A 19,774-nucleotide genomic window follows, 5' to 3' on the forward strand; every position below is an offset into this window, starting at 1 on the left:
TAACCTGTTACACATGAACCATTCATAATCCATTGTGAATAGCTTTTGAAATATTACGTTTCATGGACCTTTTTATCATAAATAGCGTAACAGTCCAAGGCTTCTTGGAACAATCAGATATTTTTTTATTTCATATTTAAGAGTGTTTATCTGACACTGCTCAAATTCGTCTACTAGGCAGGGGAATTTTCTTTTTAACAAAAACAGCTTGTTTTAATCATTCATAGAAACAGACTCCTACATGTTTTATTTTGCTAGATAACGTAATCCATTCAATAAAGACAGTGTTCCCTATATTCTCTAGAAAAGAGAATATAGTCGCTGGTAGATTTATGTATATACAGTTCTATTACTCAAAAAAGGTAGCCAACATTATAGTGAGGCTGCCTTCTTGAATGAAACATCTATAACGAGACTAGAGAGAAATTAAATTTACCATGCTTAGAGTTCCCACCATGTATGTAGATCTTTCGTTGATGGAGTTTGTAATTAGTGATTTCTTTTTAAATTGAATCCTCTTATAACCTTATCTACATATAAGAAGGATTACTCCCTACTGTCTTTCTATGAGATCTTTTAATTGCTCACTCCACTCTATCCTACCTATTACGTTACCCTCTTCATTAAAAAGTAAACATAAGATGTAGCAAGATGTTATTTCAAAGGGTATTTCCAACAATGATGAAAACATCCTTTGTTAGATTTCTTTATTATGTTATATTTTCATCTTCTAACTGAATTGAACTTTCATTAAGACATTAATTAAATAAATAAGGTACGAATGTAGTTCGAATCGGTCTCCATCAATAGAAAGCATCTTTTGGAGTACGTTGAAACAATACCTAAAAGTATACCTTTTACTAATAAGATGAACTACTTATAGATTTAGTAGAAAGAGTGGTTTTTTCAACATAGTTATAATAAGGATAAATTAAATCTATTAAGTAACCTAAAGGTGGGGAGTCCATATGAAAAACAGGGATAAAAGACGAAAAAAGAAACGTGATTTTTTAAAGGATTACTTAAAAAATAAGTTAGGAAATTGGAAACCTAGACTTGGCAAAGAGCCTACCTCTAACTCTAAGACGGTGACTCAAGAAAATAGAAACCTTGATTAGATAATATTTGGGTGTACCTTTTGGGACTATCAATATTGGACAACCTCAATTATAAATTAACTATACACAGTTAAGCGAGTTATAGTGCAAAAGCGTTGAAATGTTGTTACTGAGAAGCTACTAGAAAAAATATCCTTTATTTCGTGGGTAAATGTCTATTCGTTGCAATTCTGAGCGTTTCTCATAATACTATTTTTAGTGAAGGAGTTGAGGGATTGAAAAAAATCATATACTGGATTATTTTTATTTTTTTGATTGTAGCCTATGTGACTGACGTAGAAAACATTGACTTAAAGGATTTATTCTCTTCAACGCAAGAAAGTACCACATCCTATGATAGATAAAATGGTTTATCTTCCGACTGATAAATATCCTAAAAGTATTTGTGATAAATAAAGGAACTCGCCAAAGTAGTAGAAGATTTAAGCCTGTTTTTTCTAAATAAATGTTTCATAGCTGGGAAACATTTATTTGAATGGTTTATATCTTAATTGAGCAAACTATTAAAGACGCCGTGAAAGGGTCATTTACGACTACGATTCAACGAAAAGAAGAAGACCATCTCTTTCAACTGGGAAGAGGTGGTCTTCTTCTGTTTTTAGGTTGTATAGGATATTCATTCTTAGTTACCATAATTCATGTTCTCGGTACCAATTTAAAATCCATAGTAAAACAAGCAGATCCTTAATAATTGAAGACTGCTTGTTTTAGTTTACATAAAGCTTATTTCATCGTGTACTTTTTTTAAAAAGATACACACTGTAAATCAGTAGCAATACCAATAAAAATAAAGCTATCCAATAAATGATCATTAGTCTGTTTGGAAAATAAGTAATAGCTTCGTATAAAAGAAAAGCAGTTATTAGAAAAAAACTAATAAAGCGACCTACATAACGTATTAAAAAACGAATGAACTCTGTCACTTGGCTTCCTCCTTAAAATAACACTCTCTCTATTTTACCAAAAAATGTTACAAATAATGGCGTATAATATGGTTTTAGATTTACGTAATTACAATTATGTTTAGTTTCACTTTCCACTATATTGTTAAGTAAAACCAAACATACTTTCTTGCAAATAGTTTTAAATATTACATACCTTGTAGAAAAACGGCGTATTTGTCGTCATATAGAGTATATAATAAAACCTTAATAATACATAAAATAATTTAGTATTTACCTAGCGAATTTTAAAACGTAAGTAAAAGAAGAGAGTTGCTTTTTCTAAGTAAAGTCGATTAAAATGTTTATTTTCAAAGTTAGATGTATATGAATCTACAACTCTGGCCAGACTAATAACGTATTCCCCCTATTCCAATAAATTTGAAAATCCTTTGCCTCATGGGCAAAGGATTCTTTTTGTTTCTATATTATAAAAATGGGCAACTTCACTATTAAGAAAGTACTCCACGTTTAAAATACTCTCAATGCAACACTTATGTAGACCTTATAGATTACCCTAATTCAATAAAATGTATTTTGTTAGATAATAAGAATCATATTATTTTCACAAAAAGACCAAATATGGAAGAAAATAAAATATAATATAGTTATGAAAAATGAATAAGAGGGAGTAAAAATGATGAATAAAAAGAGAATATTTATTGCTTTGTTGGTCTTTCTTGTATTTGGAACCACTATACAAGCACAAGCTGATGTAAGTGTACGTGGGTACTACAGAAAAGATGGTACTTATGTTAGACCTCATATGAGAAGTGATCCAGATGGCAACTTTAACAATAACTGGTCCACTAAGGGAAATATTAATCCTTATACCGGAGAAGAAGGAACAAAGACTTCACCAAGTGATAGTGGTTCTTACGATTCTTCTTATGACTCATCAGATAACGATTATAACGATTTAGATGATTCCTATTCTGATGACACTTATTATAACGAAGATACAGATTACACCGGTGATAGTTCTTCAGGTCAAGAATATGGAGAGAATGGTTATATATACGACACAGACTCCGTAGATAATGAAGATGCGATGGTTGCAATGGATACGGTCTATAAATACTTTGATAAATTAAATGAAAAAGAGTACAAAGATGCCTATAACTTATGGAGCTCTAAATGGAAAAAGAAACATTCTTATAAAAAATTTAAAAAGGGATACAAGGGTGTTACACACGAAATAACTACAATCTCTATTGATTCAAGCGATGACGATAAAGTGATTGTTGAGGGAGACGTAGCAACAAAGGAAAAAGGTGAGCAGCATAGCTACTCTTTTATTTACAAAGTAAAGGTTATTGAAAATGGCAAAGGAAAAATAACAAAAGGAACATTGGTAAAGTCATATTAATATAAGTTAGACGATATGGTTTACAACGCGTTTATTTAGCTTAATCTAAGTTCAAAAATAATTATATTAATTAGCCTTAAAGGCTATAGAAGTAGGCTTAAGCCTGCTTTTTCTTTTACTCGTGCAATAGGACATTGCAAATTTGCTATGTAAAGGTTGCATAACAATTACAACCTTTATAAAAAAACATGATGTTCATTCTAATGAACATCATGTCCTCCAAGCCTGAACATATATGTTCACTTCCAGTTAACATAAACACTCTTTCCGGAACCACGTACAAAAAAGAACCCTTGTCGCAGAATGGGGACTGACCCCTGTTTTTGACACAAAGGTCAGGCCAGATGATGAGGCTTTTTATTTTATTAAGAGTGTTAAGACTAAATGGAATTTGTAAAAAATTATTAAAAGTATAACATATTTTTATTACAAAATAAGGTACCTTTAAGGTGTATCTTTCTTTGCAGTATGATATGTAATATCTTTCCTCTAAAGAAATAAATGAAAGAGAAATCCGCGAATTTCTTTGAGGAATTTTTAGTAAACAGGTTAGGGTTCTTATGTTGTATGCAAATTTGGACTTGCAATAAATCTATTTTAACACATAAAATAATTATTAAGTCGCTAAAATATATAATAATTAAACATTTTTAATTAAATATTATTGTTGAAGATTAGCTTTAGAATGCTAAATCAAAGGATTCAAGAATAAATATTTGAATGTTGAAATATTAAAATAGCTTATGAATCAAGAATTAAAAGATTTTGTCACAGACTTGACACATTTTATTTTCAGGAGTATATTTGTCTCGTCGGTATATTGTTATACTAAATTGAATCGCTTACAAAATACCAAACTGATAATAATTAAGTGTTATTAAAAATTTACTGTTATACTGAAGTTATTCATTTATAAAACGTCAAGTTTACAATTCTTAATAATTCCCAAAACTAGATCGATCTAATCGACTTTAACAATATCATTTTTCTTCACATTTAAAATTAGATCGATCTAATAACTTATTTAACATTTATATATCTGTCTGAGAGAATAAGTTCTAATAAATTTTTTAGTATAACAATACACTCACGGTTGAATATTAGCTTGTATCATGCAACCTACAAGGTGAATGGATTTTAAAAATTTGTTAATTATAAAAAGAATGTAATAAAGAAAGCGTTTCAATTAATGGTAAACTGCTTAAAAAAATTCAGTTAGAAAACTATGTGTTTTTTAATCAATCTAATCTCTACAGTAAAACCTCCACATAAAAGATATTAGTCAGGAGTGATGTCTTTGTTTCGAGATATTCTAATTGTTAATTTTATTATCTTAAGATTTTTAGAGCGTAAAATAATATTAGTTTTGAAAGAGGTGTTGCCTAAAAAAGTACTGATACTAGAGTAATTTAAAATGTTAAAAAACCAAAAATTAGAGCCTTTGTTTAAAAAGGTTTTGTATATAGGGGTGAAAACATGAAAAATTCTTACATCAAATCATCTTTCGGGATGTATATGAACTACTTAATGCTCGGTATGATTAACATTATTATTGCATCAAATATGGACAACTTATCAGAACGCTATGGTGTAACTATTGCAAAAATTAGTTTACTTGTATCAGCTATAGGAATTGGTAAATTAATTGCCCTCTTCTTTGTCGGTCGTCTTTCAGATGGTTGGGGTCGTAAACCAGTAATCATTACTGCCAATTTTCTTTATTTATTATTCCTAGTAGGAATACCGACAACAACAAGTTATGTACTCGCTTTTGTCTTTGCCATTTCAGCAGGTATTGCTAACTCATTACTTGATTCAGGAACATATCCGGCATTAACAGAATCGTTTCCGACAAAAGCGAGTTCTGCTTCTGTGTTAGTAAAAGCAGCCGTATCGATTGGGGCAACATTACTACCATTTATAATGGCAATTTTAGTCGCAAATCATATCTTCTGGGGCTGGACGTTCTTTGGAATGGGCGCATTATATCTATTAACTGGTATTTATTTGATTTTTATGCCATTTCCAAACCACAAATTAGTTTCAACGAAAGGAGGCGATGTAAGCCAAGCAGACTTTAAAGAACAGCCAAAGTTTCTTGGCGAAGGCTTAGCCATCATCCTAATGGGCTTTACTTCAACAGCATTATTCGTTGTGTGGCAAACATGGTTACCCCAATTAGGAACAAAACTTATAGGACTTGAATCTAATCAAGCAATACAATTGCTATCTTATTTCAGTATAGGTGCTCTTGTATCTGTACTTTTACTGGCAATTATGTTGGATAAATTTATCTCACCTATTATGATCGCCATCATCTATCCAATTGGTGCCTTCTTATCCATGCTTACATTATTCATGGTGGAATCGTACAGTATTGTAATAGTAAGCACATTCTTAATGGGATTATTCACATCAGGTATTTTCCAACTAGCTCTAAGTATTATGATGAAGCTTTTCCCTGCAAGTAAAGCGACAGCATCTTCGTATGTAAATATCGCTGCGAGTTCAGCTTTTATCCTTGTACCCATTATTACGAGTGGTTTAGTAAGCTCACTTGGAATTTCAATGACATTAATCTTCGACATGATTATTGCAGTAATTAGTGTCATACTTGCCGTATTTGTACTGACTAGACTAAAAAAGATCTTTGGCTAACAAAAAACAAATTTATCAAGTGAATATTTAATTTGAAGGAGATTTTCAACATGACACATACAATACATGAAAAAAACATTGATGGAAAAACAAAATTAGTAGGACTGCTTGCAACACCCATTGGACATAGTCTTTCACCACGAATGCACAATCTTGGTTATACATTAGCAGGGTTAAACTATGCATATCTTGCATTCGAGGTAGGGAATAATGAATTAAAAAAAGCAGTTAATGGTTTTAAAGCTGCAGGAGTAGCAGGATTTAATGTATCCATGCCAAATAAAATGAAGGTATTAGAATACCTTGATGAGCTAGACGATTCAGCTAAATACACACGAGCAAGCAACACAGTAGTTAATCAAGATGGTAAATTAATTGGTTATAATACGGATGGCCTTGGGTACGTAAAAAATTTAATCGACCACGATGTGAAACTTGAAGGTCAAAAAGTAACACTGGTTGGCTCAGGTGGAGCTGCAACACCAATCGCTATTCAGTTAACGCAATCTGGAATTCGAGAAATCAGTATTTTCGCTCGTAATGATGAGTACTTTGCTCAAGCAGAAGAAAACGTCAATTATATTAATAATGAAATGAAGGAATTCGGTGTTAAAGCCAACATTTTTCCGTTAGAAGATAAAGAAGCTTTCCGACGTGAGGTAGCAGAAAGTGCTATCTTGGCTAATGGGACAAGTCTTGGAATGAAACCATTAGATCACTTAAGTATTATAGACGACACTTTAGATGTATTACGTAAAGATTTAGTTGTAACAGATGTAGTGTACAATCCTCAAAAGACAAAATTATTAGCTCAAGCAGAAGAAGCAGGTGCTAAAACAATTAATGGTTTAGGTATGATGTTATGGCAAGGTGCTTTAGCATTTAAATTATTCACAGGCGTTGATATGCCAATGAAGCAAGTTAAAGAAATTTTATTTGCAGACAACAAATAATAAAAGAAAAAAATTTATAATATTTAAATATAAAAAACTGATTGGAGAGGCAGTCATGACTAAAATTTTAATGTTACATGGTGTAAATCATAATATGTTCGGTAAGCGTGATCCTAAACAATACGGTACGATTACCTTAGACGAAATCAATAATAATATTGAGCAGTTAGCAGAAGAGTTAAAAGTTGAGGTAGAAACGTTCCAAACAAATCATGAAGGTGAAATGGTTGAAAAAATTCATGAAGCTTTCTTATCAAAAGTAGATGGTGTTGTACTTAATGCAGGAGCTTGGACACATTATAGTTATGCAATTCGTGATGCTTTAGCGATTTTAACAGTACCGGTCATAGAAATTCATATGTCAAATATCCATTCACGTGAGGCTTTCCGTCATAAATCTGTGTTCGCAGAAATTGCGACTGGGCAAATTTCGGGATTCGGCGAGGAAAGTTACTTACTAGGTATTCGAGCAGCAGTAGCAGCAAGTTCTAATAAATAATTCTAATCAATATAAAATGAGAACGCCTAATAGTTATATTATTGTGTAAAAATTATCTAATGAACACATAGAAATTTCATTTTGAAGTAAGATGTAATTTTAAGTGAATTATTAGAAATCCCATTTTATTTTTGACAACTTCATCTAATGGTGAAGTTGTCATTTTTAGTATGTCTATAGCTTTTTACAAAACATTGGGGTTCATCAATAATTTTGTGTAAACGGAAAATTTCTCTTCTTATAGACCTTGTTAGTTATTCTGTTTTAAGCACCATTGGAAAGTTTTTTATGCAGGAGTGAGAAAAAATGAAGAATCCTTATATAAAAACAGCATTAGGAATGTATGTGAATTACTTTTTGTTAGGAATGGTTAATATCATTTTAGCTGCGAATATGCCTTTCTTAACCAAACAATTAGATACAGATAGTACGGGTATTAGTTATATTATCTCAGCGTTAGGCATTGGGAGGGTTTTCACCTATGCTATTTGCGGATTTTTATCAGATAAATTTGGAAGAAAACCTCCAGTAGTAATTTCGACTGTTATGATGGCAATATTCTTAACAGGGATACCGTTGTCTCCCAACTTTCAAATTGCCTTTGCTTTTGCCATCCTTGCAGGAATAGCTAATTCAGCTATGGATGAGGGTACGTATCCTGCTCTTATGGAAATATTCCCCGAAAGTTCAGGTTCCAAAAATGTTTTGGTTAAAGCTTTCCTATCTTTAGGTTCATTCATTCTACCTTTAATTATTTTCTTTTGTTTAGAACATGGAATATCTTATGGATTTTCATTTTTCATTCCTGCTGCCCTATATCTTGTCAACATGCTCTTTCTATTTACAGCACCATTTCCTAATCATCGAGATATAAGTATGGTTCAAGAAACAGAAAAAGATAATAAATCTTTGGTTATTCCTACATTTTGGAAAGAAGGGATAGCTCTTATTATTATAGGCTTTACATCAAACGGATTATATTCTCTTCCGCAAATATGGCTACCTACTTATGGTCAAGAGATTCTAAACATGACTGACGCTAATTCAGTAAAATTGCTTAGTTACTACAGTATTGGTGGGCTGGTTTCAGTTTTATTATTGGCAGGATTATTAAAGAAATTTATAAGACCGGTGACTATCCTTTTAGTGTATCCAATTATTACATTATTTTCACTTTTAGTGTTATTAACTGTAAATTCTCAAACAATTGGTATAGTAAATTCGTTTTTATTAGGTTTCTCAACTGCAGGAGTATACCAATTAACTTTGACCGTGATGGCAGAATTATTCTGGAAAAATAAAGGTACTATAACAGGAGTCGTATCTACCGCGGGTGGATTGTCAGCTATCTTTATTCCTACTTTTACAGGTTTAATTAAGAGTCACACTACTATTTTGCACATATTTGTATTTGATCTAATAATTACTTTAATCGGTATAATATCGGCAGTTGTCGTATGCTACAGATACGGAAAGTTAATGAAAAATAAAGTTGTGAAATAGGGAGTCTTAAGAAAACAATCTATGACAACCTAAGATCTGTACTTATAAGGAGTCAAGATGCGTAGTACTTTTATCAATATCAATTTGACGGTCGTCATTCCAATATTTTATTTTTTTTAAAAGAAATTAAAAAGAGAGATATTATCATGAAAAATTGAGTACGTGGCTAATGACAAATTTTAATAGGTTCTGCATGAGATATGGTGAAACAGCTATTTTTCTACTTAACGTAATGTGCGTTATCGGTACAAATAAAGAGCATGAGAATATAAAATCTCTCATGCTCTTTATTTCCTTTAAGCTTCTCCTTGTACCTGATCCTTTATCATCACTCCAAATAAAGCAAAGAAATTTAACACAACTAGAAATCCATAATAAATTCCAAGTCCATCAAAAAATAAAGAGAGAATGGGAAATATAATAGATTCTAAGCCAAATAACATAATAATAATCCCAAATCCTTTAGCAAGCTGCTTTTCATTCTTAGGTGTGAACATCTTTCCATATCCAGCAATAAAAGTAGTTTTTCCTTTCCTCCATACAAGCTGCCCTACATAAATAATCAAACAACTTAAGATACATACCAACAATACTTTCAACATTAAGAAAACACCTTCTTTCTGAACAAGGATCTTATTTTATATGTAACATTTTACCATATGGAGGTGTTTAATAACATGAATATCATATACAGAGCTAGTTGACATAAGGTCTCTTTCCGGAAGACATAAAAAAGAGAACCCCTATTGGGAAAAGGGTTCTGATGAGGTCCTTGTTTCTCGTTTATGCAGCTTTTTATACATCCTTGATATAACGCTGATTATCCAAGGCTTAAGTAGCAGAAAAATGTATAAAAGCGCACCTTTTATACATATGCTCGTCCTCATAAAAATAGTCTTTATGAAAGTAGCATTCCGTTCACGGGATGCTACTTTTTTATTTACGTAAATGTTATTTGTTTCTATTTTAACCTTATAAGGTCATGGAAAACAGTATATAATAACTTTATAAGGTTAAGGAGGTGATAACATGTATAAATTAGAGAAAAAAGCTGTAAGGAAATTAAAGAAAGAGATCGAAAAGTTATCCCAAGAGGATCAAGATAAAGCAGCGTTTTATATCGATAAGCAAGATGATAATACCTACATGTGGGACTTTGAAATCGATGATAAACGTTATAGATGGACTTACGTTTATAAAACAGGAATTAGTTAGGCATTAAAGGAGGGTAAGTAATGGAGGCAGCAGATATAAAAATGTGGTTAGAATTCGAAATTTTATATCTAGAAGAAGATCTGGCTGACATAGCATATGGAGATGAACTAGAAGAGAATTTCTTACTTATGGTAGAAACTAGACTAAAAGCATTGAAAGAGGTATTATCGAAATTTTACTGAATGTAAGTAAGAGAAAGGAGAGGGTAGCATGAAGGTATCTATAAAAGAATGGTTAACATTGAGTAAAGAAACTCGTGAAAAATTAATTAGACTTGCATTCTTAGAGAATCGCCATAAAATAAATACCCTTCGCTAACTTAGGACATTAGCAAAGGGCAATGTGAAACGGTAATATAACAAAAGGGAATCTAGACCATTCCCTTTTGTACTTCTTTTTAATTTTAACATAAAAAGGAGCACAATACAGTGAAAGAAATTGAGAAATACATGACGCCATTAGAAGCATCTTACCTTTGGGGAGTACCAAGGGAAACATTAAAAAACAAATATAGCCCTTCTACACTTAATGAAGCAAAACAGGAAGAGCTAAATCATATGATTGAACAGGGATTAATTAAATTTTTTAAGCATCCAAATAGAGAACGAAAAGAGTGGATCATCAGCAGAGAAGCCATGATAAAGTGGTTTGGTGAACCTAAGGTTAATCTTTAAAAGAGACATTAATAATATTCTAATCACTTAAGTCACTCTAAAAGAGTGGCTTTTTTAGAAGGATTTTACCTTTTCAAGTCCAAATAAGATAGTGATAGTGACTTATAAAGCGATTGAAGGATGTAGAAATGGAGGGAATAGAAAATGGATGTAAAGACACTTTTGTTACAACAATGGGCAAGTTGCTTAGATAAAGAAGACTGGTTTCCACCACTTGAAAAAGTGCTAGAGGATATTACTTTTGAACAGGCAATTTGGAAACCAGCTGATGGGGCAATGAATTCCATTTGGGAATTAGTTTGTCATTTACTTTTCTATGAAAAGAGACTTCTGATGCGATTTCTTGGTGAAACAGCGAATGAACCAAAGGCAGAAGATAATAACTCTACATTTCGATTACCAACTGAGACGGTTGAAAATTGGAAGGAAACAAAGCAAGAATACTTTTATGTACATCGTGAACTTGAAAAAATACTAGCAAAATCAGAACATGAAGATTTGTATAGACAGATCCCTGGAGAAAGATCATTAGTACTTGAACTGAAGAGTTTAGCAATGCACGACGCATATCATATTGGGCAAATTGTATTCCTAAGTAAAATGCAAGGAGCTTGGGCAGGGAAACGCAGTTTTTAAAAAAACTTCATTAGCTTTACAGTTATTCCATTATAGGGGGCTTTAATGGAATAAGAACGGGAACGTCCAAATCGGATGTTCCCATATTTTATACCCCAAAAATAACAATACTATTTAACAAAGCCTTAAAATAAAATTTAACTGCAAGCAAAAAATCCCTTAGCTCTGCTAAGTTTTTTTATTTGAATTAAATTTTTCAATTCTTTTATTCCTTTAAGTAAGCTCTAAAGTACTTTATTTAAAATAATCTTTATCATTTACATAATTGATTAAATTATTGGTATGACCTTAATAATTTAATGTTTAAATATAATATTAATAATAATTTTTGGTTTTTATTAGTATATAAAAGTTATTCTTAATTAAAGAATAGCTAAAATAAAATCATCTGGAAAAAGAGGTTCTAGGAAGTTAAAGATTATACAAAAGAGAGGAGAGATTACTATTAAGATTCATTATATACAAAATGACTCGCAAGTTGGTCTAGGAAAAATCGAAACTTGGGCTGTCCAACGAAAGCATATTTTAACCTCAACTAAAGTGTATGAAAAATGTAATTTTCCGTCTTTAGATGAATTTGACTTTTTAATTATCTTAGGTGGTCACATGGGAGCGTATGAGAAAGAGACTTATTCGTGGCTTTCTTTAGTAAAGCAATTTATTAAGGAGGCTGTGAACCATAATAAATATGTTCTTGGTATTTGCCTTGGTGCCCAGTTAATAGCAAATGCTTTAGGAGGAAAAGTTTATCCTCATACCCATAAAGAAGTGGGGTGGTGGCCAATTGAGATAAATAAAGATGCATCAAATGTTCAAATTTTAAGTGGAATTGCTGATAAATTTACTGCTCTTCAATTTCACGGAGATACTTTTGATATACCAAAAGATGCAGTTCTACTGGGTTCAAGTAAAGGTTGTGAGAATCAATTATTTATATATGATGATCGAGTCATAGGAATACAGTTTCATCCAGAACTTACAAATGAACTGATCGAAAAGGCTTTAAAAACATATGAATATAGTAAAGGCTTTAAAGGGTTTATGCAGAAACCTGAAGATATTATTAATCAATTTACTTTTCTCGATCAATCGACAGATATGTGGTTTACATTGCTTGATAACATTCAAAACAAATTCAAAGAAAATATCGAAAATACACCACTATGCTAAAGACTTAACCTCTAAAGTTAAAAGTTTATAATCAAAGGACTAGCTAAGAAGTTTAACTTATACGCAATACCTCCTCTTTAGAATAGGAAGAGGAGGTATTGCGTATAAGTAATTGTTTTTAATATAAGATTTAAGAACTTATGCTATTTAATTCTAATAATTTGTGAAATAGTTCCTTTAATCTTGGTTCATTTCTTTCTAAATAGTAGTCTAAAAACATATTAAATTGTAAGTTCAACTTAAGAGTCGAAAAATAGTCATTTTCTTCTAATACGTCATAATTATTTTTCCATAAGGAAAGGAAAAATGGATTTTTCAAATTGATAGCAATGTGTTCTATCCAATTTCGAAAATCTGACCAGAAATCGTCTGTATGTTTAATGATTGAAGTGCTTTTATTTAATTCCTTGTTTGATAAATCAAGAGAGAGGGATAGTGTCACAATTTGTTTGGAGCACATAATGAATACCTCATAGTAATTTTGAAGAGATATGCGGTCTAACCGTTGTTTTGATAATTCAGAAGGAATCAAAAATGGAGGTGGGTTAGACACAAAAGTTCCCTCTCCTTGTCTTGAATCAAGGTATCCTAAAAGCTTTAGACCTCGAATCCCTTCTCTAATGGAAGATCGACTGATCCCTAATAACTCACTTAAGTCTCTTTCAGTATGGATTTTTGAACCCTCGGGTAACTGCTCTGTTTCAATATATTCAACAAGTTGAGTTATAACTTGTTGATACATCTTTGGCGGTTGTTGAACTTTATAATTTCTACTGCTTTTCACGTATTTAACCTCCTAAACAATTAATAACTAGCTATTGGAAGAAAATTAATTGTTAACTTCTGACTAGATTAATTACAATTCGTTTTTTATGTGTTTAATTAACCGGTTTAGTATACAACGGATGTTATGTAATGTATTTAAATAACGCTTTTATATGGATTCCAAAAACTTCACCTGGATATGAGTCTTTACATATAATAATTCCTTTGTGACTCTTACATAAACTATATATAATTATATAGTATAATAACTATTAGGTATAAATGATACTCTAAAGTGATGTAAAAAACATACTAACTTATAGATGTTAAAAAGAGGTGACAAGATTGGTACTTAGAAATATTAAGAAAAGAAACTTATATGAAGAAATTATCTCTGAGATTATTCAATATATCCAAGAAGAAAATATTAAACCCGGTGATAAGCTTCCTACTGAAAATGAATTTGTAGAAATATTCCAGGTGAGCAAAACAGCTATTAGAGAGGCACTTAGTGTCCTAGTGGCGAAAGGAATTATTGAAAAGCGTTCAGGGGTTGGCAGTATATTGAAGGAGATAAATGGTAGTAAAGTTATTGAACCATTCACCCAGAAGCTTATGATGGAAGAACAAACTCTAAAAGAAATTTTAGAATTCCGCAGAGGGATAGAGATAGAGGCAACCGCGTTAGCAGCCCAAAGAGCTACTAGTGAGCAACTAGAAGCAATTGAAAGTGCCCATTTAGAACTGATTGAAGTCAACCATAATGGAGGAATTGGAATAGAAGAGGATTATCGCTTTCATTCTTTAATTATTATTTCCTCTGGAAACTCTATCTATCAAACCATATTTGATATGATTTCTCCAAAATTTTTGGAAGCTTTAAGAGTAAGTAAGAATCAATCCAAGAGGCTATCGAGGTCGTATTTAGAAGATACGCATCAAGAACATGAGCGCATTCTTAATGCCTTAAAGAAAAGAGATGCAGTAGAAGCTCGATTAGCTATGCTAGATCATCTAGAAAAAAATGAAACAAAGATCTGGAACCATGACCTTTAATTTTCATCCTTTTAAAAGGTAAGACCATAATAACTTCTTCTTTTTGCGTAACAATTATTGGAATTTATAATTTTTTATTGTAATCTTTGCAAGATGAGGAAGTAACCACTCAAAAGCAGCCAATGATGAAGAGTTGTTGGCTGCTTCCTATTTAGAATTGCGATAAATATGTTGCGTAATTAGTATAAAGTAATTAAATTCCTCTTTAATCATTACAATTTTAAAATAAATCCTTTACAAATTAAAATTGTCTTTATATTATGAAAATATATAAATTATAATGGTCAGACCATAATAATTTAATAATATTCAAGAAGATGGAGGAATTTATTATGAAATTAGCCACAATTACAAGAGACGGAATAGAAGAAGCTGGACTGGTCGCACATAATGGAATTTTGCCGATTAAAGATTTGAATACTAAATTTAATCAAGAATGGTCAACAGACCTATTTGAAATCATTAATACTGGTCAATTAGATGAAATAAAACAATGGTATCAAACAGAAGAGAAAGAACAGGTGGCAGAATTAGACGCCATTTTTATTCCCTTTCAACAAGTAGAGTATGCTCCTCTATACCGTCATCCAAGAAAAATATGGGGGATTGGTTTAAATTATGTAGAGCACGCAGCTGACCTAGACGAAAAAGCACCTAATACAGAACCTGCAAGCTTCTTGAAACCGGACACTACGATTGTTGGTCCAAACGATACTATTAATATTCCTCTACAATCTGAGCGAACAACAGCAGAAGCAGAGCTTGGAATCATAATTGGAAAAGAATGCAAAGACGTATCAGAAGAAGATGCACCTAACGTAATTGCTGGTTTTACTACGATTATTGATATGACAGCCGAAGATATTTTACAGAGAAACCCTAGATATTTAACACGCTCAAAAAGTTTTGATACATTTTTTAGTTTTGGTCCTCACTTGGTTACACCTGAAGAAGTTGAGGAAGTAGTCAATTTAAATGTTGCTACCGTTATTAATGGAGGTCTGCACCGGAAAAACATTGTTTCCAATATGTCGTTTCTTCCTTGGCATTTAGTATCCTTCCACTCTAAAGTTATGAAACTATTGCCGGGCGATATTATTTCTACTGGTACTCCAGGAGCTGTAGTAATACGTGATGGGGATATCGTAGAATGTCATATTGATGGATTTGAAAAGTTAGTTAATCACGTAAAAGATTTAAAGGTTAATGGAGGTAATTAAGTATGGAACTAAATCTGAAAAATAAAGTTGCCCTTGTTGTTGCATCAAGCCAGGGATTGGGAAAGGCCATCGCAACACAGCTCGTCAAAGAAGGCGTAAATATCATGTTAACAAGTCGAGACAGTGCAAAATTAGAGAAATTACAACAGGAGCTTCAAAGTTTAGGAAAAGGAAAAGTTGAATATTGTCCAGCTGATATTACTAATGCAGATGATATTCACACATTAATAAATAAAACAATTGAAGTATTTGATCAAATTGATATTTTAATTAATAATGCGGGAGGACCTCCTAGTGGTAAGTTTGAACAATTTTCGGACGATGACTGGGAAAAGTCATTCGAATTGAATTTATTAAGCTATATTCGTTTAATTCGAGGAGCTTTACCTTATCTAAAAAAACAAGGAGGGCGAATTATTAACATAGCTTCTTCGTCTATTAAACAACCTATACCAGGGTTAATACTATCCAATACATTTCGTTTAGGAATTGTAGGACTGACTAAAACTCTAGCTGAGGAATTAGCTCCATTTAATATACTAATTAACACGGTGGCACCAGGTAGAATTGCAACAGACAGAGTGGCGTTTCTCGACCAAACCAAAGCAGATAAACTTGGAACTACACGTGAAGAAGTCGCAAAGGCATCTCGAGAAACGATATTACTGAAGCGATACGGAACTCCAGAGGAGTTTGCTAATGTAGTAACATTTTTGGTATCCGAAGCAAGCACGTATATGACTGGAAGCTCCTTTTTAGTTGATGGGGGTATGATAAAGGCTATTTAAAAAAGAATCTTCATTTATTTAATGCTAATCCATACCTTATTACTTTTGAAAGGGGATAGATAATGCAAGCTCTTAGAAGAATTCCTTTATGGCTCCAGATTGTCGTAGCTCTTATATTAGGTTTATGTTTAGGATTTATGAGTAAAACCATAGGTGTAGAAGCAAAAATCCTAGGTGATGCTTTTATTCATATGATTAAAATGACGATTGTACCATTGATTTTCCCCCTAATTATATTAGGAATTGCTCAAATAAAATCAACCGGATCATTAGGAAGGCTTTCTCTTAAAGCTATACTTTATTTTGAGATTGTTACAACTTTAATCATCGTTATGTCTTTACTACTTGCTAATACTGTACACCTTGGAGTTGGCGCTGATTTATCCGGAGGAAATATAAGGGCTCTAGAGGGCATTGATGCAAATAAGATTGACTTTAGAGAATTTATCCTTCATATAATACCTTCTAATATTTTTATAGCTTTTTCAGAAGGAAATATTTTAGGTATTGTCTATTTTGGTATTTTCTTTGGCTTAGCATTACGTGCCTTAAAGGAAAAAGCAAAGCCGATTGAGGACGTTCTCGAGGCTCTTTCTAAAGTAATGTTTAAAGTTTTAAATTATGTAATTAAATTCTCTCCAATTGGTGTTTTTGGATCTATCGCTTATAGCATGGCTACTTATGGTTTTGGAAAGTTAAGCACGCTAATTGACTTAATTTTAGTTACATATGCTGGATTAGGTATTGTTTTATTAATTATCTTTCCCATAATTGCCCGGATCTATCGGATTCAATATTGGGATTTACTTAATGAAATTAAAGATTTATTGTTAATTGCTTTTACAACTAGAAGCTCAGAGTCTGTATTCGCCCCTCTTACGACACGTTTAGAGGGTTATGGTGCTAAAAATTCAATAGTTTCCTTTGTATTACCTCTTGGGTACTCATTTAATCTTGATGGTGGAATGGTCTATATGGCTCCTGCTATCTTATTTTTAGCTAATGCTTATGATATTCACCTCTCAGTTTTAGATCAGATTCATATTGTCCTTTTGCTTATGCTACTCACAAAAGGAGTTGCTTCTGTTCCTTCAGGAGTAATCGTTGTGTTGACAAGTGTTTCTGTGGTTATAGGGCTACCTATGGAAGGAATTGCATTACTCATGGCTGTTGACTTCATAATGGACATGGCGCGAACTGCAACTAATGTAGTAGGAAATGCATTAGCTACAGTCGTAATAGCCAAATCTGAGGGAATGTTTCATAAAAAAGAGGTTGTAATTGCTAACGAAGAGAAAGTATCAAGTTCTTAAGACCTCAAGCAGAATCACCATTGTTTGAAATGAAAAATAACTTGTCTGTAACTAGCGACTCTAGTAGTGGTTTGTATACTATTTAAACAATCTTTACTATGAGAAAGATGTTGTCTTTATAAGATGAGAGATAAAAAAATAAATGTAGAAGAAAAACTTGCAGCATATAAACAAATTATATGAACTAAAACAACAAATTGGTCAGACCATAATATTTTTATTATTTTTGAATTTAGAGCTATAACCAAAAGGAGCTATCAAAATGAATCTTTCTATTTCAGATCGCTTATCTAAAATTCCTTTTTCAAGTATCCGTGAGATATTTGAAGAAGCAGCAAAAATGGAAAAGAGAGGGTTAAATATTACGCACATGGAAATTGGGCGCCCTGATTTTGACACACCTCAACATATTAAAGATGCAGCAAAAGCTGCTTTACAGCAAGGAAATGTTCATTATACATCTAACAGTGGAACGCTTGAATTTCGGGAAGCAATTGCACAAAAATTGAAACTTGATAACGGAATCAATGTAGATCCTCAAAAAGAAGTTGTTGTTACAGTCGGTTGTAAAGAAGCCATTTTCAATTTTATCTTTGCATTTATCAACCCAGGAGATGAGGTACTCATTCCCGATCCAGCGTGGCTTGAGTATCAGTATATTGTTGAGCTTGCCGGTGGTGTTGCTGTTCCCATTCCACTATTAGAAGAAAATGAGTTTCTTTTAGATCCAAATGATGTTCGAGATCGAGTTACGAAAAAAACGAAAATGCTTTTAATTAACACTCCTCATAATCCCACGGGGGCTGTATTGCCAGAATCTTATCTGAAAGAATTAGCAGACATTGCAATTAGGCACGATTTGCTTGTGGTATCTGATGAAATTTATGAAAAACTTATTTATGACGGAGAAAAGCATATTAGTATGGCTACCTTACCTGGTATGTTTGAAAGAACTGTTACAATTAATGGTTTTGCTAAAGCATATGCAATGGATGGATGGAGACTTGGATATGCGGCCGGTCCTGTAGAACTCATCCAGTCAATACTAAAAATGCATCAGTATAACACTTCTTGTGCAACATCATTTGCACAATTTGGTGGAACAGCTGCTTACCTTGGAACACAGGAACCTGTTAAAGAAATGGTAAAAGCTTTTGATAGAAGACGAAAGCTTCTTGTTAGCAGGCTTAATGAGGTGCCCGGAGTACAATGTGTTGTACCAAAAGGGGCATTTTATGCTTTCCCTTCTTTTAAAGAATTAGGCATCCCTTCAAAGGATCTTGCAACTAAGTTATTGAGAGAAGCACAAATTGCTTGTGTACCAGGTTCCGCATTTGGAAGTCATGGTGAGGGCTTTATTCGTATGGCTTATTCAACAAGCTACGATGAAATTGAACAAGCAATGTATCGAATGGAAAAGGTGATAAAGGGACTGACGGTAAAGGGTTAATTGGTAAATAGAAATGGGATTCCATGGATAAGGATGGTCCTGCAAAAACTTAAATTGAGAGTGGATACCCTGAACGTTGAAGGGATCATTATCTCAAAAAAAATTATAAACATTCACTTTTAAGAAGTGTAATCACCCCGTAAAAGTATATTCTTACGGGGTGATTACGTGTTGAATGTAAATTTATGTTTTGATACTATGCTCTCTTTAAAAGAAAAAACAGCTTGTTAAGGTTGCTCTTTTATATAACTTTTTAAAAATTCTCTTTATGTTTCTTAATAGGATCTAAATTCCAAATATTTCAGTTAGTATTTATTATTAGCGAATTGACAGATTACAATTTTTAAATTTATAATACGCTCACTAGTATTTATAATCATTATTAAACGAATTTTAGATTCAATAAAAGATCCTTATATTAATTGTTAAACAACAATGAGTCAATT

The 19,774-nt window shown here is 32.3% G+C and carries 19 protein-coding genes; 17 read left to right on the forward strand and 2 right to left on the reverse strand.

All coding sequences use genetic code 11. The features are described 5' to 3' along the window. The first annotated feature begins 968 nt into the window (after positions 1 to 968). The 7 genes from M3225_RS18255 (at position 969) to M3225_RS18285 (ending at position 9,041) form a co-directional block, all read left to right on the forward strand. The gene (locus M3225_RS18255) at positions 969 to 1,118 is read left to right on the forward strand and encodes a hypothetical protein (RefSeq protein WP_251395960.1); all 150 of its coding nucleotides are present in this window, start codon (positions 969 to 971) and stop codon (positions 1,116 to 1,118) included. 475 nt (positions 1,119 to 1,593) lie between these two features. Then, positions 1,594 to 1,806 carry a hypothetical protein gene (locus M3225_RS18260; protein WP_251395962.1) on the forward strand — a complete coding sequence of 71 codons (213 nt, stop codon included), beginning with the start codon at positions 1,594 to 1,596 and terminating at the stop codon, positions 1,804 to 1,806. 893 nt (positions 1,807 to 2,699) lie between these two features. Beyond that, positions 2,700 to 3,428, forward strand: coding sequence for a hypothetical protein (locus M3225_RS18265; protein ID WP_251395964.1), 729 nt, complete (start codon positions 2,700 to 2,702; stop codon positions 3,426 to 3,428). 1,476 nt (positions 3,429 to 4,904) lie between these two features. Then, positions 4,905 to 6,086 carry an MFS transporter gene (locus M3225_RS18270; RefSeq protein WP_251395966.1) on the forward strand — a complete coding sequence of 394 codons (1,182 nt, stop codon included), beginning with the start codon at positions 4,905 to 4,907 and terminating at the stop codon, positions 6,084 to 6,086. Between the two features lie 50 nt (positions 6,087 to 6,136). Next, positions 6,137 to 7,039, forward strand: coding sequence for a shikimate dehydrogenase (gene aroE, locus M3225_RS18275; protein WP_251395968.1), 903 nt, complete (start codon positions 6,137 to 6,139; stop codon positions 7,037 to 7,039). 55 nt (positions 7,040 to 7,094) lie between these two features. After that, on the forward strand, positions 7,095 to 7,538 hold the full coding sequence (gene aroQ, locus M3225_RS18280) for a type II 3-dehydroquinate dehydratase (protein WP_251395970.1): 444 nt from the start codon (positions 7,095 to 7,097) through the stop codon (positions 7,536 to 7,538). A 306-nt stretch (positions 7,539 to 7,844) separates the two neighbouring features. Further along, positions 7,845 to 9,041, forward strand: a complete 1,197-nt coding sequence (locus M3225_RS18285) for an MFS transporter (RefSeq protein WP_251395972.1) — start codon at positions 7,845 to 7,847, stop codon at positions 9,039 to 9,041. Between the two features lie 296 nt (positions 9,042 to 9,337). On the opposite strand, the gene M3225_RS18290 is transcribed toward M3225_RS18285, so the two are convergent. After that, positions 9,338 to 9,643, reverse strand: a complete 306-nt coding sequence (locus tag M3225_RS18290) for a hypothetical protein (RefSeq protein WP_100348235.1) — start codon at positions 9,641 to 9,643, stop codon at positions 9,338 to 9,340. Positions 9,644 to 10,070: 427 nt separating this feature from the next. Here M3225_RS18290 and M3225_RS18295 point away from each other — a divergent pair, with 427 nt between their 5' ends. The 5 genes from M3225_RS18295 to M3225_RS18315 all read left to right on the forward strand — a co-directional run bounded on the left by M3225_RS18295 (position 10,071) and on the right by M3225_RS18315 (position 12,736). Further along, complete coding sequence (locus tag M3225_RS18295; RefSeq protein WP_251395974.1) at positions 10,071 to 10,256, forward strand: hypothetical protein; 186 nt, start codon at positions 10,071 to 10,073, stop codon at positions 10,254 to 10,256. 20 nt (positions 10,257 to 10,276) lie between these two features. Next, on the forward strand, positions 10,277 to 10,438 hold the full coding sequence (locus tag M3225_RS18300) for a hypothetical protein (RefSeq protein WP_251395976.1): 162 nt from the start codon (positions 10,277 to 10,279) through the stop codon (positions 10,436 to 10,438). A gap of 246 nt (positions 10,439 to 10,684) precedes the next feature. Beyond that, positions 10,685 to 10,930, forward strand: coding sequence for a DNA-binding protein (locus M3225_RS18305; protein WP_251395978.1), 246 nt, complete (start codon positions 10,685 to 10,687; stop codon positions 10,928 to 10,930). Positions 10,931 to 11,074: 144 nt separating this feature from the next. Continuing rightward, a complete protein-coding gene (locus M3225_RS18310; RefSeq protein ID WP_251395980.1) occupies positions 11,075 to 11,566 on the forward strand; it encodes a DinB family protein in 492 nt (163 codons plus the stop codon). 540 nt (positions 11,567 to 12,106) lie between these two features. Continuing rightward, positions 12,107 to 12,736, forward strand: a complete 630-nt coding sequence (locus tag M3225_RS18315) for a type 1 glutamine amidotransferase (RefSeq protein WP_308215750.1) — start codon at positions 12,107 to 12,109, stop codon at positions 12,734 to 12,736. A 130-nt stretch (positions 12,737 to 12,866) separates the two neighbouring features. Here M3225_RS18315 and M3225_RS18320 read toward each other — a convergent pair whose 3' ends face one another. Continuing rightward, entirely contained in the window at positions 12,867 to 13,520 is a 654-nt protein-coding gene (locus M3225_RS18320; protein ID WP_251395984.1) for a FadR/GntR family transcriptional regulator, read from the reverse strand. Positions 13,521 to 13,846: 326 nt separating this feature from the next. Here M3225_RS18320 and M3225_RS18325 point away from each other — a divergent pair, with 326 nt between their 5' ends. The 5 genes from M3225_RS18325 to M3225_RS18345 all read left to right on the forward strand — a co-directional run bounded on the left by M3225_RS18325 (position 13,847) and on the right by M3225_RS18345 (position 19,328). Further along, complete coding sequence (locus tag M3225_RS18325; RefSeq protein ID WP_251395986.1) at positions 13,847 to 14,557, forward strand: FadR/GntR family transcriptional regulator; 711 nt, start codon at positions 13,847 to 13,849, stop codon at positions 14,555 to 14,557. Between the two features lie 332 nt (positions 14,558 to 14,889). Continuing rightward, a complete protein-coding gene (locus M3225_RS18330) occupies positions 14,890 to 15,777 on the forward strand; it encodes a fumarylacetoacetate hydrolase family protein (RefSeq protein ID WP_251395988.1) in 888 nt (295 codons plus the stop codon). Between the two features lie 2 nt (positions 15,778 to 15,779). Continuing rightward, positions 15,780 to 16,565: an SDR family oxidoreductase gene (locus tag M3225_RS18335; protein ID WP_251395990.1), complete on the forward strand. Its 786-nt coding sequence runs from the start codon at positions 15,780 to 15,782 to the stop codon at positions 16,563 to 16,565. A gap of 62 nt (positions 16,566 to 16,627) precedes the next feature. Continuing rightward, entirely contained in the window at positions 16,628 to 17,878 is a 1,251-nt protein-coding gene (locus tag M3225_RS18340) for a dicarboxylate/amino acid:cation symporter (protein ID WP_251395992.1), read from the forward strand. A 262-nt stretch (positions 17,879 to 18,140) separates the two neighbouring features. Next, positions 18,141 to 19,328 (forward strand): pyridoxal phosphate-dependent aminotransferase, encoded by a 1,188-nt coding sequence (locus M3225_RS18345; protein WP_251395994.1) that lies wholly within the window; start codon positions 18,141 to 18,143, stop codon positions 19,326 to 19,328. Positions 19,329 to 19,774 lie beyond the last annotated feature (446 nt).

The organism is Priestia aryabhattai, assembly GCF_023715685.1.
GTDB classification, from domain to species: Bacteria; Bacillota; Bacilli; order Bacillales; family Bacillaceae_H; genus Priestia; species Priestia aryabhattai_B.